We start from the raw sequence: 18,990 nt of genomic DNA, 5'->3' as shown, positions 1-18,990 counted from the left end.
CTTGTGCCGAGAATCGATCAGATCGAAGTAGGCTACTGGGTGGACACTGCGCGGATCACCAAGGTGTTCAACGGCTATTTTCGCGCACTTGACGAGATGTGTTTCGACGTAACACGTTTCGAGCAGATCTTTGCCAGCGACGGGCGAATCGTGCGGCCGAACGGGGTGGCTGTGGCGGGGCCCGCGAATATCGCGGGCAGTCATGCGCTGAGCTTCGCCCGCTTCGACGCCACGCAGCATCTGCTCAGCGGTCATGATGTCGCGATCGACGGTCATACGGCCGACGTGCGGGCCAATCTTGTTGCGATACATCTGTGGAAGGGCATGCCGGCCGAGTCGAGCATGCTCGAGCGGTCGTTCACGGCAGGCGGCGTCGTTACCGCGGATCTGGCCCGCACCCCCGATGGGTGGCGTATGACCGAAGTGCGGAACCGCATCATCTGGCGTACGGGACACTTCGGGGACATGATCGAAACCCGCTGACGGCGGGGATGCGCCCGGTACCGCGGAATGACGGTGGCCGAACGGGTTTCACGAGGGTGCGGGCGGTCCGACGGTTATCGGCGGTGCGGGCGTCAGTCGGCCGCGTGGACGACCATGACCGGGCAGTGGGCGTGCTGCACCAGCGAGTGCGCCGTCGACCCGAGCAGCAAGCCCAGGAATCCCCCGCGGCCGCGATTGCCGACCACGATCAGCTGTGCGTGCTTGGACCAATCCTGCAGGTGCGCAGCCGGAGCGGAGAAGTGGACGCGGCGGACCACGGTCACATCCGGGTATTTCTCCTGCCACCCGGCGAGCCGCTCGGCCAGCACCGACTCCTCGACGGCTTCGACATCCTCGAGCATCGGAGTCGGATGATCGCCGGCGAAGATCCCCGCACTCCAGTCACTCCAGACGTGCACCGCCACCAGGTCCGCACCCCGCTCCGACGCCTCGGCGAACGCGGCGGCGATGGCGGGCTCGCTCACCGGGCCGCAATCGATGCCGACCACCACCGGGCCGGAATCACGAACGATGTTGTCCGCCTGGTGATCCGGGCGCACCACGAACACAGTGCCCGTCGCGTGCGAGGCGACCGACAGCAGCGTCGAGCCCAGATGCGCGAAGGTTCCGGTGGTCCCGGTGGCTCCGAGCACCACGGCGTAGGCGCGGGCGCTGAAGTCGATCAGCAATCCCGCGGCGGAATCGTTGAACAGGTGCGCCGTCACCTGTAGATCGGGGTGCGCGGCCCGCGCGGTCTCGACCGCATGCCGAACCACGTCCCGGCCCTTGGCCTGTGCAGCGTCGATCACCTCGGGTGTCACCACCGCGTACGGGCCCATCACGGCACTGGTGCCCACCAGGTCCAGCCCGTGGACGATCTGCAGCGTGCGTCCCCGGCGCGCCGCCAGGTCGGCTGCCCAGCGCAGCGCGATGTCCGATCCTGCCGACCCGTCCACGCCGACGACCACTCCCGCGGAGACCAGTCGGTGCGGATCGTCGTATTCCTGCTCAGCCATTGCCATCTCCCGGCGGTGCGGTTATCGGGCGGCGGATCGCCGCCCACCCTCACGGTATGAATCACCGGGGTGCCGGCACTGCGGCCGATGGTCATGGGACCGGGGGTCCAAAGACCGCCCCGCCGCGGGCCGATGGTCGCGGCGGCGATCGGCGGCTACTCGCCGGCGGTCTCGTGCTCGCCGTCGCACCACTGCTCGGCGGGGACGCTGACCTTGACCTGGTCGATGTGCTCGCCGCAGCCGGCCCAGGTGATCTTGCCGCAATCGCAAGGGGTCGGTTGACACATGATGGTGGTCCTCTCGGGATCGGTCGGGTCGGACGGCGTCGTCGGATCGGCACACCATCCGAGACGCGGCAGCGTGGATGGTAGCCGGAGCGTCGCTCACCGGAGCGGCTCGGCCCCGATCATGCCCGCCCGACCAACCGGATACCGGTCACCAGCGTCGGCTCGATGGCCACGATGGTGTCCATGTTCCCGTCCGCCCAAGGCTTTACCAGCGCATCGTAGCGGGCCACCAGGTCCGGGTCGGTGATGGTCCGCGCGATGCCGGTCACCACCACCGACCAGCCCAGCCGGGTCGTCCGATCGATGTCGTCGGCCTCGTAGGCGACCACCACGTCGGAGTCGGCGCGCACCGTCGAGGTGAGCCGGGAGGTCAGCTGGGTGCGCACAATGACGGTGTCCCCGTCGAGGATGTGGTTTACCGGCCGGATCGCAGGCAGCGCATCGCGGGTGAAGACGACGCGGCCGAACGGCACACCGGACAGCAGGCGCAGCGACTCGACCCGGGAGAGGTTCACCACGCGGCGCGCGACCTCGTCGACCCGGAAACCTGTCATGCCGCCATCTCCCGTCATCGGTTCACTGGGCGTACCAGCCTCCATATGACCATCGAATTCCGGCGCCCGACAGGGCCTTAGGTCCTGTCCCGAGCGCGAACTGCGGTTCTACCCATGTCGACAGGACTTTCGCCTCTGTGGCCCGAGCTGTCGCGCGCCGGAGTCTGAGGAGACACCCTCGACAAGGAGAGACGCGATGACCTATCGAATCGATCTGTGCGAGACGGCGGCGCAGACGGTGATGCGGATCCCCCTCCAGATCCGGCCGGACCGGCTCAGCGACACCATAGCCGCCGGAGTGGAACGCATGACGGAAGTGGCAGAGCGGGCCGGACTGACCGCTTCCGGCGCTCCCACCCTGACTTTTCATCATGAACTCCCCGTCGAGGACACCATCCGGGTCGATTTCGGGCTGCCCATCGAACCCGCGCCGAACCTCGGGCCCGCGTCCGGGGCACAGCTGGTGGTGATGCCGCCGATGCTGGTGGCGCGCACCTGCCATCGCGGCGGCTACCAGGGACTCGACGCGGCCTATCGGGCGCTCGGCGAGTGGGTGCGGCAGTCGGGATGCAAACCGATCGGGCCGCCCACCGAGGCGTATCTGATCGGACCCGACGAGGTCAGCGACCCGCGACAGCTGATCACCGAGATCCGGGTGCCGGTCGCGCCCGCGCCCGCGATCACCACGCACATGGACGGAAACTTCGCCGACGCGGTCGAGCGCACCCGGGAGTCGCTGCGCTGCCAGGGTTTCGGTGTCGTCGCCGAGATCGACCTGCGCGCGATCCTGCGGGAGAGAACGGGTGAGCACCTGGATGACTACCTCGTCCTGGAGGTCTGCCATCCCCGGCTGACCGCTCGAGCCCTCGCCGCCGACCGGCAGGCCGGCCTGCTACTACCGTGCCGGGTCGTGCTGCGCGGCGACGACACCGGGGTCGTGGTCGAGGCGGCCGATCCGGAGGTGCAGGCCGGCACACTCGCGCAACCGGCCCTGAACGCCATTGCCGCCGAGGCACATCGGCTGCTCGCGGCGGCGCTGGACGCGCTGCACCATCCGGCAACGGCGGCCGGATGAGCCGATCGGGGCCTTCGCCGCACCCGCCGCGCCGCAGGCGGAAACTTCCGACGGCCCAAATACACTGTGGGTGAGCGGTACCCCAGCTTCACCCACTCCGGACCCAGGACGCCTCCAGATGACTGCCCTCTCCGACGACTCGTATTCGGTGCGAAGCACGTTGTCGCAGTTGCGACTGCGCGAACTGCTGACCGAGGTCAAGGATCGGGTCGATCAGATCATCGACGCCCGCGACCGGATGGACGGTCTCGTCGAGGCCATGCTGTCGGTGACCGCCGGACTGGATCTGGACCAGACGCTGCGCACCATCGTGCGCACCGCCACCAGCCTGGTCGAGGCCCGCTACGGCGCGCTGGGCGTGCGCAGCGTGGACGCGCATCTCACCCAGTTCGTGCACGAGGGCATCGACGACGTGACCGCCGAATCCATCGGCGACCTCCCGGCCGGGCGCGGCGTGCTGGGCCTGCTGTTCCATCAGCCCGAGCCGATCCGGCTCGACGACATCGCCAGTCATCCTGCGTCCGTGGGCTTTCCGGCCAATCACCCGCCCATGCACACCTTTCTCGGGGTGCCGGTGCGGATTCGGGACGAGATCTTCGGCAACCTGTATCTGACCGAGAAGAAGAACGGGCTGCCCTTCAACGAGGACGACGAGGTGATCGTCCAGGCGCTGGCCGCGGCGGCCGGTATCGCCATCGACAATGCGCGGCTCTACGAGTCGGCCCGCACCCGGCAGGCGTGGATCGAGGCGACCCGCGACACCGCCACCGCGTTCCTGGCCGGGACCGCCGCCGATGACGTGCTCGCGCACGTGGTCGAGCATGTGCGCACGCTGACGCAAGCCGAACGCGCCTTCCTGGCCGTCGACGACGATCCGGATATGCCGGCGGAGGAGGAGCTACGTATCGCGCGCTGGGCCGGGCCCGGCGATGGGCCCAGCAGCCCGGTCGCCCGTACCACCGGCACCGCGATCGGGCGGGTGTTCGCCGAGGGCACCCCGCTGAGCTTCGACGACGCGTACGGCATCGATCTCGGCAAGCCGCTGTCGGATCCCGGCCCGACCCTGATCCTCCCGCTGCACGCCCAGGGCTCCACGTTCGGCGTGCTGGTCATCGTCCGCCCCATCTCCGCTCCCCCGTTCTCGGACGAAATCCTGGAATTGGCAGCGGCTTTCACCGAGCAGGCGGCCCTGGCCATCCAGCTGGCCGAGGCCCAGCAGCGGGTGCGCGAACTCGACGTCCTCACCGACCGTGACCGCATCGCCCGCGACCTGCACGACCACGTCATCCAGCGCCTCTTCGCCGCGGGCCTGAGCCTGCAGGGCACCATTGCCCGCACCCGCGCCCCCGAAATCCGCCGCCGCCTCACGGATGTCGTCAACGACCTGCAGGATGTGGTGCAGGAAATCCGCACCTCCATCTTCGACCTGCACGGCGGCACCGGCCAGACCCCCGGCCTGCGTCAACGCCTCGAACACGTCATCGCCCAGCACACCGCCGACATCGACCTGCGCACCTCCCTGCGCACCTCCGGCCCTCTCTCCGTCGTCGCCCCGGTCCTGGCCGACCACGCCGAAGCCGTTGTCCGAGAAGCGGTTTCCAACGCCGTCCGCCACGCCGACGCCCAGTCCCTCGCCGTCACCGTCGACGTGGCCGACGACCTCACCATCGCCGTCTCCGACGACGGCACCGGCATCCCCGACAACATCACCCCCAGCGGCCTCTCCAACCTCGCCCGCAGAGCCCAGGAACTGGGCGGCACCTTCACCATCCTCCCCAACCCCGACGACACCGGCACCCGCCTCCGCTGGTCGGCCCCACTCCACTGACCGGCCGCCTCGGAACCCATCGGTCCGAGGCTTCCTCGGGCATAACGGTCCCCTGGTCGGCTTTTCTCTGCTAAGACCTGTGGATCGTCGGTGAAAGGTGAAGATGTTGTCTCGCTCTGTCATTCAGCTTCGGTCGATTCCCTTGGCGGTGGCTGCGGCGGCGGTTGTCGTGATGGCGCCGGGGGCTGCTGCGCTGCCGACCGGATCGTCCGATCTGCCCACTGGGACGTCCCAGAGTTCGACGGGGACGCCGCCGGTGGCGGGGACGAGCGTCTCGACGGCGTACGGGTCGATCGGGGTGTGGATGTTGCAGTCCAATGGGGATGTCGCGGACTGGCTGGGGCAGCAGTATCAGGGCAAGTCGTTGTTCGAGCCCATCGATGTGCTGCTGGTCGATCGGACCTCCGCCACGGCCGATGGCGCGACTTCGAAGCTGACGAACCAGCTTTCGGCGGCGGGGTTTCCGGTGCGGTGGCTGCACAGCACGGGATATCAGGGGCGCATCAATGGTCAGCTTTATGCGCAGCAGCCGCCGGACGGCAGTGATTCGGCCTTCTCCGACGCGATCGCGATCGAAACCAATGACCACGGCAGGGTTTTCGGTCCGGCCCCGCTGCCCGGCGGCGGATTCGTGTGGTCGGCGGCCTTCAGTCGCGAGAAGTTCGAAGTGGTCACCCATGCCTACGTGTCCTTTACCCAGGCCCGTGACAACGTCCGCACCGCGGTGCTCGCCAAGGGCGGAACCGATCTCGGGACGGTGCCGCTGGGCAACACGTACAACACCGCCACCGCCTCCACCGGCGATCACGACGGCAATGCGGTGGTCCTCGGGTTGAACTGACTGTCAGCGCCCGGCTTCGGAACCGATCCCGAGCCGGGCGAGTCGGGGCACCTCGATCGGCACGGCCGATGTGAGGCACATCGCGGTACATACCCCTGGGGGTATGGTAGCTTGGTTCATACCCCACGGGGTATCCGCGACGCGGCCGATCGGAAATGCCGCGCTTCGCCGAAGCAACCGAAGGAGTAGCCATGTCCGCACCGACCGACGTCGCCCACGCCTCGCCGCACGGCAAGGCAGTCCTGAACGAGCTGTCCCCTCTCCACCGGGAGCTGCGGCGTGCGATTCCCGAGGTGTACAAGGGTTTCGGCGAGCTCAGCAAGGCGGCGTTCGCGCCGGGCGCACTGGATCGCAAGACCAAGGAGCTGATCGCGCTGGCCATCGGGGTGGTCGAGGGCTGCGACGGCTGCATCGCCTCGCACGGTCAGGCCGCGGCCCGCGCCGGTGCGACCAGACAGGAGGCCGCCGAGGCCATCGGCGTCACCTTCCTCATGCACGGCGGCCCCGCCACCATCCACGGCGCCCGCGCCTACGAGGCGTTCTGCGAATTCGCCGACGCCGTCGAATCCGGCGAATCCCCCGCCTGACCACCCTGGAGAAGCCACCCATGTGCCATCCCGCCCGATGCCGGACCTGCGGCAAGACCACCTGGTCCGGCTGCGGCGCCCACGTCGCCCAAGTCCGCGCCGCCGTACCGGCCGACCAGTGGTGCCCGGGTCATCAGGACAACACCCGCGACAACTGGATCCGGCGAATCCTCACCCGCTGATCAGTAACTTCAGCTTCGCAGTAAACGCCAGTTGCAACGAGCAGCAGATCTGGCATGCCTTCGCGTATCTGCTGATCCGGCTGCCCGCCGCTCTGGACACCCAGATCCAGCGAGACGCCGATACCAGCTATTTCGACTACCTGGTGCTGTCGGCACTGTCCTCGGATCCCGAGGGCGCGCCGCGGATGAGCAGGCTCTCGCATTTCAGGGGCGGTTCGCTGTCGCGGCTGTCCAACGTGGTCGCCAAGCATCCGATCAATTCGAGGTCGGGGTGGGCGCCGATTCGCTTGATCATCTCGGTGCCGACATTGCCGGTCGCCACCTGGAAGACCCGGATCGGCCGCCGGGGGAACGCAGATACCATGGGCGGCATCGCCTTTCGTGTGATCAGGAGTGCGGATAGAACTGGGCGGCCCAGGTGCGCAGGGCCATGAATCCGTCGTATTCGGAGCGGGCCAGCGCGGGTGGATCCGAATAGCGCTGATGCGACCAGATATGCACGTCGGCCAGGAACTGGTCGATCACAACCCGCATCACCCGTTCGGCCCACGGCGGCGCGGTGGCACTGTCGTCGCCGGGCGTGCGTCCGGCCCACACGGTGAAGCGGACATCGCAGGTGTCGTCGTCGACCGGAGTGACCGCGGAGACGGTGCGATTGTCGACCATGCCCCAGCTCTTGGTCACCGCGACGCCGAGCCTGGCATTGATCGCCTCGACACCGCTGGCCATATCGTCGGCGGTCATCCCGGTGGCGTCGCCGAAGGTGATGGTGAAGTCGACATAGGACACCGGCCCCTCGAAGTCGTGGCGGGTGAACTTGGGAACGAACGGGACCTTGTGCACGAACTTGAAATGCGCGAAGTCGACGCCGTTCTCGAGCACGTACTGCGAATGCAGTTCGAGCCGCTCCCGGTAGAGGGTGCCCTGCGGATGGGCCGGGTAGTAGTCGGCCGAGGTGCCGGCGTCGCCGAATCCCGCGAAGACGTCGGGCACATCGAAATACGGTGCGCGACCGTCGATATCGTGCCAGATGTAGATGGATTCGTTGCGCTCTGCGACCGGATAGGTGCGCATGCGCCGCCCCCGGTTGGGCCTGCTTTCGTAGGGGATGCACACATTGCGGCCCTCGCGGTCCCATTCCCAGCCGTGGAAGGGGCAGACGATGCGCTCGCCGTCGACGCGGCCGCCGAATCCGAGGTGCGCGCCGAGATGCTCACAGTAGGCGTCCATCACGGTCACCGCGCCCGCCACGGAACGCCAGGCGATCAGGTCGCGGCCGAAGTACGTCATCCGGTGCACGTCCCCGACAGCGATCTCGGGCGACCAGGCCACCTGGAACCATCCCGTCGGTTTCATCGATAGCGGCGGCTTGACCATGCCTGCTGCCCTCCCACTGCGCACAGAGAGTCGTGTATTCGTTTATCCGATAGGGGGCGGGATGCCCTCAGGCCCGGTCCAGGTCCGCTCCGGGCTGTGGTGCGACGTAGGTGTCCAGCGCATGCCGTAGCCACCGTTCCCGCGATCGAAAGGCCCGCCGGCTCACCTCGGCGCGCGGGACGAGCCGGTCGAAGCCGTGCCAGCAGCCGGGATGGACCTCGAATTCCACCGGCACGCCGCAGGATCGCAGGCCATTCACGTAGGCGATCGTCTCGTCCCGGAACGGCTCGAGGCCCCCGACATAGGTGAAGGTCGGCGGCAGACCTCGCAGATCACCGGCCCGCGCGGGCGCCGCGTACACCGGAACCCGCTGCGTCCCATGCAGATCCCGCAGATACAGCTTCCACGCCGAGGCCAGCGTGACCGAATCGAGCAGGGGCGCGTCATTGTCACGAGCCGATTCGGTGTTCTGCCGGTCATCGAGCATGGGATAGATCGGCATCTGGAAGGCGATGTTCACCTCGCCCCGATCCCGCGCCAGCAGGGTGAGCGCGGCGGTCAGTCCCCCGCCCGCGCTCTCCCCCGCGACCGCCAGCTGATCCTCGCGGATGCCGAGCCGAATCGCATTGTCGCGCATCCAGATCAAGGCGGTGTAGCAGTCGTCGAGGGCCGCGGGATACGTGCGGGCGAGGCTGAGCCGGTAGTCGGGCGCGACGACCACACATCCGGTCCGCTCGGCCAATCGCCGTAGATGCGCATGTCCTGTTCCGGTCGCCCGAGGAAGTATCCGCCCCCGTGCAGCCAGAGCAATCCGGCCGCGGCGGTGGTTTGCGCCGGCGGTGAATAGACGACCACGCGCAGCCGCGTTCCGTCACCACGATCGATCCCGAACTCTTCGACCCGCAGGGTCTTCGGGCGGCGGGCCCGCGCGAGCCACAGCAGCCCGTCGACCAGCGCCCCGGCGACGCGAAGCCGCCGCTCACTGTGCCGAGACCCTATGCGCCGCAACCACACACCGGTCGCACGCAGCTGACCGCCCATCATCGCGTCGGTGATCTGCATGCCGGCCCTTTCGCAGGTCCAGCGACGTTTCACAGACCTGGAAGCCGATACAGACACTAGTCCAGACTTCGTGGCGTCGGTATTATCCAGACACATGTCCGAACTCGCATCCACCGGTATCGAGGCAACCCGGCGGCGTCTCACCGAGAAGCAGGCCGACACCGTCGACCGCCTCACCACGGCGGCAGTCGAGGTGTTGGCCCGGGAAGGCTTCTCCGGCACGACGATTCGGCTGGTCGCCGCGGCCGCGGGAGTCGGCACCGCCACCGCCTACACGTACTTCTCGTCCAAGGAGCACCTGATCTCGGAGGTGTTCTGGCGGCGACTGGTCGCGGCGCCGAAACTGGACGCCGGCACCGGGGACCCGGCCACCCGGGTGGTCGCCGTGCTGCGTCAGGTATCCCTGCTCGTGGCCAATGACCCGGCTCTCGCCGGTGCGGTCAGCAACGCACTGCTGGGCGACGATCCCGATGTCCGGCATCTGCGGGTGCGCATCGGCCGGGAGATTCGCGGCCGGCTCGCCGAGGCATTGGGATCCGATGACCCAGAACGGGTTTCGATGCTGGAGCTGCTCTACGCGGGCGCGCTGCTCCAGGCCGGGATGGGCCTGCTCTCCTACGAGCAGGTCGCCGACCTGCTGGAACGGTCCGCGCGCCGACTGCTGGCAGATCCCTCGGCCGAGTGATCGACGGGCACCGAACACGGGCCTGCACAGCACACGGCCGCCGATCCGATTCAACGCCCGAAACCGGCCGCGGACCTTGTCGCACGCCGCCGACCATAGTACCGTCCAGACACATGTCCATCACGTGTCTGGACAAGATTGTTCGTGGAGGGATTTGCAATGACGCTGGTCAAGCCGCAGCGAGTATCCGGGGGCGCGGATGAGCACGGACACCTCGAGGAGTTCCGCACCGATCCCATCGCGCTGATGCGGCGGGTGCGCGCCGAATGCGGCGATGTCGGGGCCTTCGAACTCGCGGGGCACGATGTGATCCTGCTGTCGGGCGCCGAGGCCAACGAGTTCTTCTTCCGCGCCAGCGACGAGGACCTCGATCAGGGTGCGGCCTACCCGTTCATGAAGCCGATCTTCGGCGAGGGCGTGGTTTTCGACGCGCCGCCCGAACGCCGCAAGGAGATGCTGCACAATCAGGCGCTGCGCGCCGACCACATGCGCGGGCACGCGGCCACCATCGCCCGCGAGGTGGATCGCATGCTGGCCCGCTGGACCGACGAGGGCGAGATCGATCTGCTCGAATTCTTCGCGGAGCTGACCATCTACACGTCCTCGGCCTGCTTGATCGGCCCCAAGTTCCGGGAGCAGCTGGACTCCCGGTTCGCGCATCTCTACCACGAACTCGAGCAGGGCACCGACGCGCTGGCCTACGTCGACCCCTACGCGCCGATCGAGAGCTTCCGCCGCCGCGACGAGGCCCGCGCCGCACTGGTCCGGCTCGTCCAGGCGATCATGGATCAGCGCGAGGCGAATCCGCCGACCGGCAAGGACGATCGCGACATGCTCGACGTCCTGATCTCGGTGAAGGACGAGCAGGGCGTGCCGCGTTTCTCGGCCAGCGAGATCACCGGCATCTTCATCTCCATGATGTTCGCCGGGCACCACACCACCTCCGGCACGGCGGCCTGGACCATCATCGAACTGCTGCGCCACCCGGACACACTGGCCACGGTGGTCACCGAGCTCGACGAGCTGTACGCCGACGGCGCGGAGGTCAGTCACCATGCGCTGCGCCAGATTCCGAATCTGGAGGCCGCGCTCAAGGAGGCGCTGCGCCTGCACCCGCCGCTGATCATCCTCATGCGTATCGCCCGTGCCCGCTTCGAGGTGTGCGGGCACCGGATCGAGGCGGGCGACATGGTGGCCGCCACGCCCGCGATCTCCAACCGGATACCGGAGGACTTCCCGGACCCCGACACCTTCGACCCGGGCCGCTATCTGGATCCGCGGCAGGAGGATCTGGTCAATCGCTGGACCTGGATCCCCTTCGGTGCGGGCCGCCACCGCTGTGTCGGCGCACCGTTCGCGCTCATGCAGCTCAAGGCGATCTTCTCGATCCTGTTGCGAGACTGGGAATTCGAGCTGGCCCAGCCGTCGGAGACCTATCGCAACGACCATTCCAAGATGGTGGTGCAGTTGCAGCAGCCGTGCCGCGTCCGCTACCGCCGCCGTCGTCGCTGAGTCCGTCCCGGTCCACAATGATGTCGGCCCGTCAGGAGGCAGCCGTGTCCGAGCCGTCCATTCCCCCCGGATTCGATTTCACCGATCCGGCGCTGTGGGAGACCCGAAACCCCGTCGCGGAATTCGCCCGGCTGCGCCGCACCGCGCCCGTGTGGTGGAATCCGCAGACCGATGCCCAGTCCGGCGGATTCCGCGACGGCGGCTACTGGGTGGTCACCAAACACGAGGACATCAAGGAGATCTCGCGCAACGCGGAGCTGTTCTCCGCCCGGTCCAAGGGCGCGGTGATCCGCTTGCCCGGCGAGATCACGCCCGAGCAGATCGAGCTCACCGGCGCGCTGTTGCTGAACATGGATCCGCCCAAGCACACCAAGATCCGGCGCATCATTTCGAAGGGCTTCAGCCCGCGCGCGATCGAGGGATTGCGCGGCGCACTGGCCGAGCGGGCGGCCGCGATCGTGCGCGCGGCACGGGAGACCGGCGGCGGTGACTTCGTCGAGCAGGTGGCCTGCGAGCTGCCGTTGCAGGCGATCGCCGAATTGCTGGGCGTGCCACAGGAGGATCGGCGCAAACTGTTCGACTGGTCCAATCAGATGCTCAACTACGACGACCCGGAATACGGGGACAACACCGGCACGACCTCGTCGACCGTCGCGTCGGTGGAGATCCTCGGTTACGCCTGGACCATGGCCGAGCAGCGCCGCGCCGATCCGCTCGACGATATCGTCAGCCGGCTGGTACACGCCGATCTCGACGGGGAAGCCCTGGGCTCGGACGAATTCGGTTTCTTCGTCATCCTTCTGGCGGTGGCGGGCAACGAGACCACCCGCAATGCGATCACTCACGGCATGAAGGCGTTCATCGACCACCCCGAGCAGTGGGAGCTCTACCGCCGGCAGCGCCCGCGCACCGCGCCCGACGAGATCGTGCGCTGGGCGACGCCGGTGACCGCGTTCCAGCGCACCGCCACCGCCGACACCGAACTGGGCGGGCAGCCGATCCGGCGGGGCCAGCGGCTCGGATTGTTCTACAGCTCCGCCAATTTCGACGAGGACGCCTTCGACGACCCGTTCCGGTTCGACATTCTCCGTGACCCCAATCCGCATCTGGCGTTCGGCGGCACCGGCGCGCACTACTGTGTCGGCGCGAATCTCGCCCGGCTGGAGATCGATCTCATGTTCAATGCCATCGCCGACGCGATGCCGGACCTGTCCGAGGTCGCCGCGCCCGAGCGGCTGCGGTCGGGGTGGATCAACGGCATCAAGCACTGGCGGGTCCGGTACGAATAGCCGGGCCCACCGTATCGTCGAGCGGATCGCCCGGTGCATACTCGATCGGCGCGGATCGGACGAGAAGCTGTCCCCCGCAATCACATTGGGAGTAGATGATGAAGACCCGCCTGAGCTGCCCCTGCGGCGAATACATTCGCGGCGAGAACGAGGACGACCTGGTCGAGAAGACCCAGGCCCACCTCGCCGAGCAGCACCCCGATCACGACTATTCCCGCGACGAGATCCTCTTCCTCGCGTACTGATCGCGCATTCGGGGAAGTAGGTGATCAGGGCCCGGGGTCGTGCCCAGGCGTGGCGCGCCTGCGCCGAGATCCTCGAGAGAGGTCGGCCCGGCTCCGAATGAGCCGGGCTCCCCCACTACTTCGACGGTCAAGCATTCTGCAGGCCGCCCACGTCGGTGATCTTCCATCCCGAATTGCGGTCGACGGTCAGCGAATACGTGACGGTGGTCTGGGCGCCGTCGGGAGTCTGCGCGCTCGTGGACGTCACCGTGAGGTAGGCGTTGACCCTGTAGATTCCGCCGGATTCGGAGATCACGATGGCGGGCAGGGGCGCTGCGTTGGAGGTCCAATGCAGCGGCAGCAGAATCTGTTCGAGTTGCGGTGCGGTGGTGTCGAATTGGCCGCGTCGTGCCGGATTGCAGGCGGCCGATCCAGCCAGGCCGATTCTGTCGCTATGGGACACGCTGCTACGCGAGCGCCTGGCGGATAAACGCTTGCAGGGCATCGTCGATGGGATGGGGCCGCGGCGCGATGGCGGGACGGTTCCAGCGTTGGAGGTTCACGGCGGCGGAGAGTTGGCGGGTGCCGTCGACGCTGGTCATCGAGAGTGCGCCACCGCCCCAGACGGAGCCGTCGTGGCCCCAGAAGGGGGCGGCGGCCGGAAACCGGTGGAGGCCCAGACCGTAGTCGAGGGTCTTTCCCTCGAACGAGATGACCGGAACGGTGCGCTGCATCTCCGCCAGGGCTGGGCGGCTGATGATTTCGCCGGCCAGCAGTAGGCCGAAGAAGTGGTTCAGGTCTTTGACGGTGGAAATCAGCGACGCTGCCGGTCCGACCCACGACATGTCGAAAACGCTGTAGTCGCGCGGCGGTTCGATCATGCCGAACCACGACTCGTAGTGCAGGGAGTGGGGACCGTCGATGTGCGGTCCGGCCGGGAGTTCGGTGTCCCGCAGCCCGGCGCGCTCGATGATGTCGCTGGTGATGCACGTCTCGGCCGAGGCGCCGGTCACCGACTCCAGAAGTTCGCACAGCAGAAGGTAATTGGTGTTCGAATAGATCCCGGGGGTGCCGCCCGGGGCCCCGGTGGCGGGCGCCGAGACACCCATCTCGATCAGCTCGGTCGGGTGGAAGCGGGTGAATCGGTTGTCGTCCAGGCTGTCCGGCGTCGTCCTCGCCAGGTCCGGAAAGGCCGCGAGTGACGGGTAGGCATGGGGCAGGTATTCGGCGAGGCCGCTGGTGTGGTTGAGCAACGTCCGTACGGTGATCACCGCACCCCGATCCCCGGGAACCAGGCGGGGCAGGTAGCGGCCGATCGGTGCGTCGAGCTCGATCGCACCGTTGTCGACCTGCCGTAGCACGGCGGCGGCAGTGAACGTCTTGGTGATGCTGCCGACGCGGTGGCGCATATCGCTGGTGACGGGTCGGCCGGTTGCGACGTCGGCGACTCCGGCTGCGCCACACCAGATCTGGTCACCGGCGCGGACTTCCGCGAAGATTCCCGGCATGCCCGCACGATGGACGGCATCCAGGGCGGCCTGCAGCTGCGTGGAATCGAGGGTGGTGGTGGTCACGACACGTGTCCTCTCGTTGTCGATGTCGGTGGCCACCACTATCGGCCGGGCTACCCGGCCCGGTATTGGAAGAATTCTCCCCAGGCCCGGTACCGGTGCCGGGCGATAGCGGGCAGATAGTGTGCGGTGAGAGCCCTCGGGGTGTCATTCGCGAAGATCGACACATCCCGGCACAGGTGAGCCTGATCGGCGTATCCGCACTCCGCCGCAACCTCGGCGGCGGGCCGGCCCGCCATCAGTTTGTCGACGGCATACCGGAATCGGGCCAGCATCGCCGCCCGCTTGGGAGTGAGTCCGATCTGGGACTCGAACCGCGACCCCAGCCGCTTATGACTCCAGCCGAGCGAGCGGGCGAGTTCGCCGATCCGCAACCGGCCGTGCGCGGACTCGATTCGAAACCAGGCCTCGAGCACCTCCGGGTCCGGCGACCGATTCGGGGTGTCGCACTGTGCCAGAAACGATTTCGTCAGTGCGAAACGCTCGCCCCACGCCGAGGCGGAGGCGAGCTGCTCGCGCAGTATCCGAACTCGCGGTCGCCAGAGGTCCTCCAGCGCGACAGCGCCGCAGCCCAGATCGATTGGGGGAACACCCAACAGGGAGTACGCCTGTATCGGCGACAGGCGGATCTCGATACACGCGGCTCGCTCGCTGCGTACTCGCATCGCCGAGAGGGCAAGCCCCGCGGCGAACCCGTCGAGAGTTCGCCGGCCGCCGACATCGTCGACCAGCACCGCCCCGGCACCGAAGCCGATCACTACGGTGACCGCCGTCGTCCCGGCAACCCGGAGGTCCAGTCCGGCCCGGCCTATATCGCGATAACCGATCATCGCGCCGCTCGGCCATCCGGCGTCGCCCGGACCGGCGAAATCCCACCCCGCACCAGGCTCGTCACCCAAGTCCACAGCATCCACCCCGTCCAGGCTACAAACCCGGGGGCCTCACCAGGGTGACGCCCGGTATGCCCAGGTCCTGGCCGCAGGCTCGCCGCGACTGGTCAGCCGGCCTGGCGCATCAAGCCCTGGGCGGAGACGGACGCCACCAGATCACCTGCCTGGGTGAAGATCTGGATGCGACCGTACATCCGGCTGCCACCGGCGAACGGGCTCTCGCAGTGCAGCAACAGCCAGTCGTGCATCGAAAACGGCCGATGGAAAGTGACGGTCTGGGCGAGCATCGCGGACGCGCCGCGGCCGCCGCGGCGCTCGATCTCGGTGTGCGGGTAGGGGCGCAGCGCGACCGGGCCCAGGAAGCCCTCGGTGCCGTGCGCCAGCAACGCGCGACCGAGGCTGGGCAGATCCGGCGCCTTGTCACAGCGCATCCAGACATCCAGGGCCGGCGGTCCCGACAGTTCGGCCGCGAGCGCGTCCGCTCCGCCGAATGTCCGTACCTCCCAGGGCAACAGCGCACACGGCAGCTCTTCGCACTCCTCCGGCCCCGGCACCCCCTCGGGCAGGTGCGCACCGTGGCTGAGGAAGTCCGGCTCCTCCGCGCTGAGCATCGTCAGCACTCGCGCGTGCTCGCGCCCCTCCTGGGAGAACGAAACCTGCACCGTCGCCAGCGCCCGCCCCGACTGCACCACCTCGACCGCCACATCGACGTCCCGGTCGGCATACCCACCGCGTGGAAAGACACCGTGCAGCGACTGCACGGCCATGTGCGGCACCGTCCGCTCCGCGGCAACCACGGCCTGCGCGAGCGTCTGACTCCCGAGCGTCGTCGGCAGCGTCGAGGTGACGTTGCGAGCACGGAACCGACCCACCCCGACCTCGGTCAGATCGAGGACATCGAGCAGATCGGCCAGGTCGACCACCGGCCACATATGCGTTCCACCAGCCATTGCGAAATATTTGCACACGCCGAAAAGCGCGCGATCGGCGATTCCCGATGAGCGGCATGGTGAAGTATCCGACCGCTGCGCGAATGGGTGAAAGCGCAACGCTGGGACCTTGTCCGGACCGGCCCGCACGCTCAGTCCGAAATCCGCAGAACGTACCGTCATCAGCGGAAGGCCGATTACATCGCGAACGGCCGCCTGGTCAGAGCGGGAGGGTTATGGCGCTTGCCCGATCTGGTGCAGGAAGGTGAGGTTGTCCTCGATGTGCCAGTCCTCGGTGATCAGGGTGTGGTCGCCGCCGAGATGTTGCAAATCGATGGCGTTGAATTCGACAGGCTGGCCAGCACCTCGAGCACCGTTGAAGACGCCCGTGAAGTGGCCGCGGAAGACCAACCGCGCGGTGAGAGTGTCCCCGGTGACGTACAGATCCGACAGCTCGCACGTGAGGTCGGGGACAGCGGTGCGGAAGGCCGCCGATGCCACCGCGGGGCCGGTGGGTCCCTGCGGTCGGCCGGGCGGCAGGGTGTTGTCCCGGAATGACGGTGCAATCGCCCGGACCAGGTAGTCGACGTTCCCGGTATTCCAGAACGTGTACAGCAACTGCGCCACATGGACTTCCCGTGCGGCCTGATCGGCGCCGAGGCCGTCATCGATGTGCACCGCCCCGGTACGACCAGGTCGCCGGAACGGTCGACGGGGTCGACCGGTCGCGGCGCCTGCGTCGAGCAGGCAGCGAGAAGCAGTGTGGCACAAACGAAAAGAGCGATCTTCACGCCAGTCTCCCGCCGCCGTCGACATGCAGGGTGGCGCCGGTGAGGAACGGGTTGGTCAGCGCCAGCAGTGCCGCGGAGGAGATGTCGGCCGGCGTCCCGACCCGGCGTGCCGGATTGCGATCGGCGACGGTCCGGAAGAACGCCTCCTTGCCGGGACCATCCCATACGCCCGAGTCGACGATGCCGGGTGAGATCGCGTTGACGCGCACCGGCGCCAGCTCGACCGCGAGGGCCTCGGCCAGAGCGGCGGCAGCGGCGTTGGTGGTGGCCATCACCGCCCGACCCGGTGTCGGCCGCCAGGCTGCGACGCCGGAGAACAGCAGGATCGCACCACCCGTGCGGAATCGAGGAGCGAAGTGTTTGGCGAGCAGGATCGGTCCGATCACCTTGGCGTCGAAGGCACGGTGCACGGCGTCGTGGTCCAGTTCGGTGATCGCGCCGTTGGCGTGGTCGGCGGCCAGCGACACCAGATAGTCCAGCTCGCCGACGCGCTCGGCCAAGGCGCGCACGGTTCCCTCATCGGCCAGGTCGATCTCGGGGCGTCCTACCGAAATCACTTGCGCGCCTCGGACTCTCGCGTCGTCGGCAATGCGGCGGCCGATGCCCGATCCGGCGCCGACAATGACCATCGTTTTGTTCTGCAGTGTTGTCATGCCCGGTTCAGCATCCCGTCGGAAACGAATAATCCCTTCGCGAACTGAATGTTTTCGATCAATGCCATAAGATTTTCGAATGCCAACGCTGCGGGCCCTGGAATGCCTGATCGCCGTCCTGGACGCCGGGTCGATCACCGACGCCGCCGCGGTGCTGCACATGTCTCAACCGGCACTGTCGCATCAACTCGCGGCGCTCGAACGCGAGATCGGCGCACCGGTCCTCGAACGACTGCCGCGCGGGGTGCGCGCCACCGTCATCGGCCGCGCCGTCGAGGCCGACGCCCGTGCAGCGTTGACTGCGGCTGCTCGCGTCGTCGATGGCGGTCGAGCCGTGGCCAGAGGCGAAGGCGGCCAGTTGCGGCTGGCATGCGCGGAAAGCCTGACCGCGAGTCTGCTGGCCCCGGTGCTTCGTACCTGGTTCCGCCGCAAGCCCGGCGTGCAAATGGTGCTCACCGAAGCCACGAGCGCCGACGACCTCGTCCACCACATCGAATCCGGAACGGCCGACCTGGCCCTCGGTCCCCGACCGACCCGCCGGACCGGCGCGTCCGAACTCATCGGCACCGAGGAGATCGTGGCCGTCCTCCCCGCCGATCACCCCTTGTCCCAGCGTGATCGGCTGAGCTTCGAGGACCTACACGATCAACCACTGGTGCACTACCACCCCGAGAACGGCCTGGCCGGCTGGCTCGACGCCCAAGCCGCCGGTCACGGCGTCACGCTCAGCCCCGTCATGCGCACCCGGCAGGCAACCACCGCAGCGCAACTCGCGGCGGCCGGACTCGGGATCGCACTGGTCCCCGCCACAGCCCTCGGCCCCGGCCTACCGGCCACCCTGAAACACCTGCACCCCATCGTGTCCCGCGATCTCATCTGCCTCATCGGCTCCCCCGCCGACCCACTGCTCCGCCACTTCGTCTCCGACATCGTCGAGCGCGGAGTACCCATGAACCCTTCAGTCAGAACAAAACTCACCTGACCCCGGACACCATTCCGCACATCCACCGCGAACCCGTCGGGCATCAGGCATCTATGCCGCGAGCCGCGCGGTTCGAAGTGACTGGAGCCCTTTGAGCAGGTCCAGCGGTTGTGAGAGTTCTGATGCACCAGAATGGGTGCAGGAGGACGGTTCACGACATGACGCGACGACG

The 18,990-nt window shown here is 67.8% G+C and carries 24 protein-coding genes; 11 read left to right on the top strand and 13 right to left on the bottom strand.

The window, feature by feature from the left end; genetic code table 11:
* The first annotated feature begins 3 nt into the window (after window positions 1-3).
* Window positions 4-483 (top strand): nuclear transport factor 2 family protein, encoded by a 480-nt coding sequence (locus tag ACFXKA_RS29630; protein ID WP_379429799.1) that lies wholly within the window; start codon window positions 4-6, stop codon window positions 481-483.
* A gap of 92 nt (window positions 484-575) precedes the next feature.
* Here the strand turns inward: ACFXKA_RS29630 and ACFXKA_RS29625 are convergent, their stop codons facing one another.
* From ACFXKA_RS29625 to ACFXKA_RS29615, 3 genes are all read right to left on the bottom strand, one after another.
* Complete coding sequence (locus tag ACFXKA_RS29625; protein ID WP_379429798.1) at window positions 576-1,499, bottom strand: universal stress protein; 924 nt, start codon at window positions 1,497-1,499, stop codon at window positions 576-578.
* A 155-nt stretch (window positions 1,500-1,654) separates the two neighbouring features.
* Window positions 1,655-1,786 (bottom strand): hypothetical protein, encoded by a 132-nt coding sequence (locus tag ACFXKA_RS29620; RefSeq protein ID WP_354845525.1) that lies wholly within the window; start codon window positions 1,784-1,786, stop codon window positions 1,655-1,657.
* A gap of 119 nt (window positions 1,787-1,905) precedes the next feature.
* The gene (locus ACFXKA_RS29615; protein WP_379429797.1) at window positions 1,906-2,340 is read right to left on the bottom strand and encodes a pyridoxamine 5'-phosphate oxidase family protein; all 435 of its coding nucleotides are present in this window, start codon (window positions 2,338-2,340) and stop codon (window positions 1,906-1,908) included.
* A 196-nt stretch (window positions 2,341-2,536) separates the two neighbouring features.
* On the opposite strand from ACFXKA_RS29615, the gene ACFXKA_RS29610 reads away from it, so the two are divergent.
* The 5 genes from ACFXKA_RS29610 to ACFXKA_RS29590 all read left to right on the top strand — a co-directional run bounded on the left by ACFXKA_RS29610 (window position 2,537) and on the right by ACFXKA_RS29590 (window position 6,853).
* On the top strand, window positions 2,537-3,415 hold the full coding sequence (locus ACFXKA_RS29610; protein WP_354845529.1) for a DUF302 domain-containing protein: 879 nt from the start codon (window positions 2,537-2,539) through the stop codon (window positions 3,413-3,415).
* Window positions 3,416-3,533: 118 nt separating this feature from the next.
* On the top strand, window positions 3,534-5,243 hold the full coding sequence (locus ACFXKA_RS29605; RefSeq protein ID WP_379429796.1) for a GAF domain-containing protein: 1,710 nt from the start codon (window positions 3,534-3,536) through the stop codon (window positions 5,241-5,243).
* Window positions 5,244-5,499: 256 nt separating this feature from the next.
* Window positions 5,500-6,084: a hypothetical protein gene (locus tag ACFXKA_RS29600; RefSeq protein ID WP_379429795.1), complete on the top strand. Its 585-nt coding sequence runs from the start codon at window positions 5,500-5,502 to the stop codon at window positions 6,082-6,084.
* Between the two features lie 191 nt (window positions 6,085-6,275).
* Window positions 6,276-6,671: a carboxymuconolactone decarboxylase family protein gene (locus ACFXKA_RS29595; RefSeq protein WP_354845536.1), complete on the top strand. Its 396-nt coding sequence runs from the start codon at window positions 6,276-6,278 to the stop codon at window positions 6,669-6,671.
* Window positions 6,672-6,691: 20 nt separating this feature from the next.
* Window positions 6,692-6,853 carry a hypothetical protein gene (locus tag ACFXKA_RS29590; protein ID WP_354845539.1) on the top strand — a complete coding sequence of 54 codons (162 nt, stop codon included), beginning with the start codon at window positions 6,692-6,694 and terminating at the stop codon, window positions 6,851-6,853.
* 136 nt (window positions 6,854-6,989) lie between these two features.
* Here ACFXKA_RS29590 and ACFXKA_RS29585 read toward each other — a convergent pair whose 3' ends face one another.
* From ACFXKA_RS29585 to ACFXKA_RS29570, 4 genes are all read right to left on the bottom strand, one after another.
* The gene (locus ACFXKA_RS29585; RefSeq protein ID WP_379429876.1) at window positions 6,990-7,217 is read right to left on the bottom strand and encodes a hypothetical protein; all 228 of its coding nucleotides are present in this window, start codon (window positions 7,215-7,217) and stop codon (window positions 6,990-6,992) included.
* Window positions 7,218-7,240: 23 nt separating this feature from the next.
* Window positions 7,241-8,230, bottom strand: a complete 990-nt coding sequence (locus ACFXKA_RS29580) for a Rieske 2Fe-2S domain-containing protein (RefSeq protein ID WP_379429794.1) — start codon at window positions 8,228-8,230, stop codon at window positions 7,241-7,243.
* Between the two features lie 67 nt (window positions 8,231-8,297).
* On the bottom strand, window positions 8,298-8,951 hold the full coding sequence (locus ACFXKA_RS29575) for an alpha/beta hydrolase (RefSeq protein ID WP_379429793.1): 654 nt from the start codon (window positions 8,949-8,951) through the stop codon (window positions 8,298-8,300).
* The gene (locus ACFXKA_RS29570; RefSeq protein ID WP_379429792.1) at window positions 8,873-9,292 is read right to left on the bottom strand and encodes a hypothetical protein; all 420 of its coding nucleotides are present in this window, start codon (window positions 9,290-9,292) and stop codon (window positions 8,873-8,875) included. The genes ACFXKA_RS29575 and ACFXKA_RS29570 overlap by 79 nt, the downstream gene beginning before the upstream one ends.
* Window positions 9,293-9,386: 94 nt before the next feature.
* Here ACFXKA_RS29570 and ACFXKA_RS29565 point away from each other — a divergent pair, with 94 nt between their 5' ends.
* The 4 genes from ACFXKA_RS29565 (at window position 9,387) to ACFXKA_RS29550 (ending at window position 13,023) form a co-directional block, all read left to right on the top strand.
* Window positions 9,387-9,977, top strand: a complete 591-nt coding sequence (locus ACFXKA_RS29565; protein ID WP_379429791.1) for a TetR/AcrR family transcriptional regulator — start codon at window positions 9,387-9,389, stop codon at window positions 9,975-9,977.
* Window positions 9,978-10,136: 159 nt separating this feature from the next.
* A complete protein-coding gene (locus ACFXKA_RS29560; protein WP_379429790.1) occupies window positions 10,137-11,489 on the top strand; it encodes a cytochrome P450 in 1,353 nt (450 codons plus the stop codon).
* A gap of 44 nt (window positions 11,490-11,533) precedes the next feature.
* The gene (locus tag ACFXKA_RS29555; protein ID WP_379429789.1) at window positions 11,534-12,778 is read left to right on the top strand and encodes a cytochrome P450; all 1,245 of its coding nucleotides are present in this window, start codon (window positions 11,534-11,536) and stop codon (window positions 12,776-12,778) included.
* Between the two features lie 98 nt (window positions 12,779-12,876).
* Window positions 12,877-13,023, top strand: a complete 147-nt coding sequence (locus ACFXKA_RS29550; RefSeq protein ID WP_379429872.1) for a DUF1059 domain-containing protein — start codon at window positions 12,877-12,879, stop codon at window positions 13,021-13,023.
* A 127-nt stretch (window positions 13,024-13,150) separates the two neighbouring features.
* Here ACFXKA_RS29550 and ACFXKA_RS29545 read toward each other — a convergent pair whose 3' ends face one another.
* The 6 genes from ACFXKA_RS29545 to ACFXKA_RS29520 all read right to left on the bottom strand — a co-directional run bounded on the left by ACFXKA_RS29545 (window position 13,151) and on the right by ACFXKA_RS29520 (window position 17,740).
* Entirely contained in the window at window positions 13,151-13,465 is a 315-nt protein-coding gene (locus ACFXKA_RS29545) for a hypothetical protein (protein WP_379429788.1), read from the bottom strand.
* A 4-nt stretch (window positions 13,466-13,469) separates the two neighbouring features.
* Entirely contained in the window at window positions 13,470-14,576 is a 1,107-nt protein-coding gene (locus tag ACFXKA_RS29540) for a serine hydrolase domain-containing protein (protein WP_379429787.1), read from the bottom strand.
* Window positions 14,577-14,626: 50 nt separating this feature from the next.
* A complete protein-coding gene (locus ACFXKA_RS29535; protein ID WP_379429786.1) occupies window positions 14,627-15,487 on the bottom strand; it encodes a helix-turn-helix domain-containing protein in 861 nt (286 codons plus the stop codon).
* Window positions 15,488-15,570: 83 nt separating this feature from the next.
* Complete coding sequence (locus tag ACFXKA_RS29530; protein WP_379429785.1) at window positions 15,571-16,413, bottom strand: acyl-CoA thioesterase; 843 nt, start codon at window positions 16,411-16,413, stop codon at window positions 15,571-15,573.
* Between the two features lie 213 nt (window positions 16,414-16,626).
* A complete protein-coding gene (locus ACFXKA_RS29525; RefSeq protein WP_379429784.1) occupies window positions 16,627-17,070 on the bottom strand; it encodes an ester cyclase in 444 nt (147 codons plus the stop codon).
* 109 nt (window positions 17,071-17,179) lie between these two features.
* Window positions 17,180-17,740 carry an SDR family oxidoreductase gene (locus ACFXKA_RS29520; protein WP_379429783.1) on the bottom strand — a complete coding sequence of 187 codons (561 nt, stop codon included), beginning with the start codon at window positions 17,738-17,740 and terminating at the stop codon, window positions 17,180-17,182.
* 175 nt (window positions 17,741-17,915) lie between these two features.
* Between ACFXKA_RS29520 and ACFXKA_RS29515 the strand changes: the two genes are divergently transcribed.
* Entirely contained in the window at window positions 17,916-18,818 is a 903-nt protein-coding gene (locus ACFXKA_RS29515) for a LysR family transcriptional regulator (protein WP_379429782.1), read from the top strand.
* Window positions 18,819-18,990: the final 172 nt, after the last annotated feature.

This window comes from Nocardia sp. NPDC059228 (assembly GCF_042754245.1).
Classification (GTDB): Bacteria; Actinomycetota; Actinomycetes; order Mycobacteriales; family Mycobacteriaceae; genus Nocardia.
This window is presented reverse-complemented; position numbering and strand designations above follow the sequence as displayed.

Bases quoted from the DNA above. Each gene is read 5' to 3' on its own strand.
- ACFXKA_RS29515 (WP_379429782.1), top strand. From the start codon at position 17,916: ATGCCAACGCTGCGGGCCCTGGAATGCCTGATCGCCGTCCTGGACGCC.
- ACFXKA_RS29550 (WP_379429872.1), top strand. From the start codon at position 12,877: ATGAAGACCCGCCTGAGCTGCCCCTGCGGCGAATACATTCGCGGCGAG.
- ACFXKA_RS29590 (WP_354845539.1), top strand. From the start codon at position 6,692: ATGTGCCATCCCGCCCGATGCCGGACCTGCGGCAAGACCACCTGGTCC.
- ACFXKA_RS29585 (WP_379429876.1), bottom strand. From the start codon at position 7,217: ATGGTATCTGCGTTCCCCCGGCGGCCGATCCGGGTCTTCCAGGTGGCG.
- ACFXKA_RS29610 (WP_354845529.1), top strand. From the start codon at position 2,537: ATGACCTATCGAATCGATCTGTGCGAGACGGCGGCGCAGACGGTGATG.
- ACFXKA_RS29560 (WP_379429790.1), top strand. From the start codon at position 10,137: ATGACGCTGGTCAAGCCGCAGCGAGTATCCGGGGGCGCGGATGAGCAC.
- ACFXKA_RS29530 (WP_379429785.1), bottom strand. From the start codon at position 16,413: ATGGCTGGTGGAACGCATATGTGGCCGGTGGTCGACCTGGCCGATCTG.
- ACFXKA_RS29605 (WP_379429796.1), top strand. From the start codon at position 3,534: ATGACTGCCCTCTCCGACGACTCGTATTCGGTGCGAAGCACGTTGTCG.
- ACFXKA_RS29595 (WP_354845536.1), top strand. From the start codon at position 6,276: ATGTCCGCACCGACCGACGTCGCCCACGCCTCGCCGCACGGCAAGGCA.
- ACFXKA_RS29570 (WP_379429792.1), bottom strand. From the start codon at position 9,292: ATGCAGATCACCGACGCGATGATGGGCGGTCAGCTGCGTGCGACCGGT.
- ACFXKA_RS29615 (WP_379429797.1), bottom strand. From the start codon at position 2,340: ATGACAGGTTTCCGGGTCGACGAGGTCGCGCGCCGCGTGGTGAACCTC.
- ACFXKA_RS29580 (WP_379429794.1), bottom strand. From the start codon at position 8,230: ATGGTCAAGCCGCCGCTATCGATGAAACCGACGGGATGGTTCCAGGTG.
- ACFXKA_RS29565 (WP_379429791.1), top strand. From the start codon at position 9,387: ATGTCCGAACTCGCATCCACCGGTATCGAGGCAACCCGGCGGCGTCTC.
- ACFXKA_RS29625 (WP_379429798.1), bottom strand. From the start codon at position 1,499: ATGGCTGAGCAGGAATACGACGATCCGCACCGACTGGTCTCCGCGGGA.
- ACFXKA_RS29620 (WP_354845525.1), bottom strand. From the start codon at position 1,786: ATGTGTCAACCGACCCCTTGCGATTGCGGCAAGATCACCTGGGCCGGC.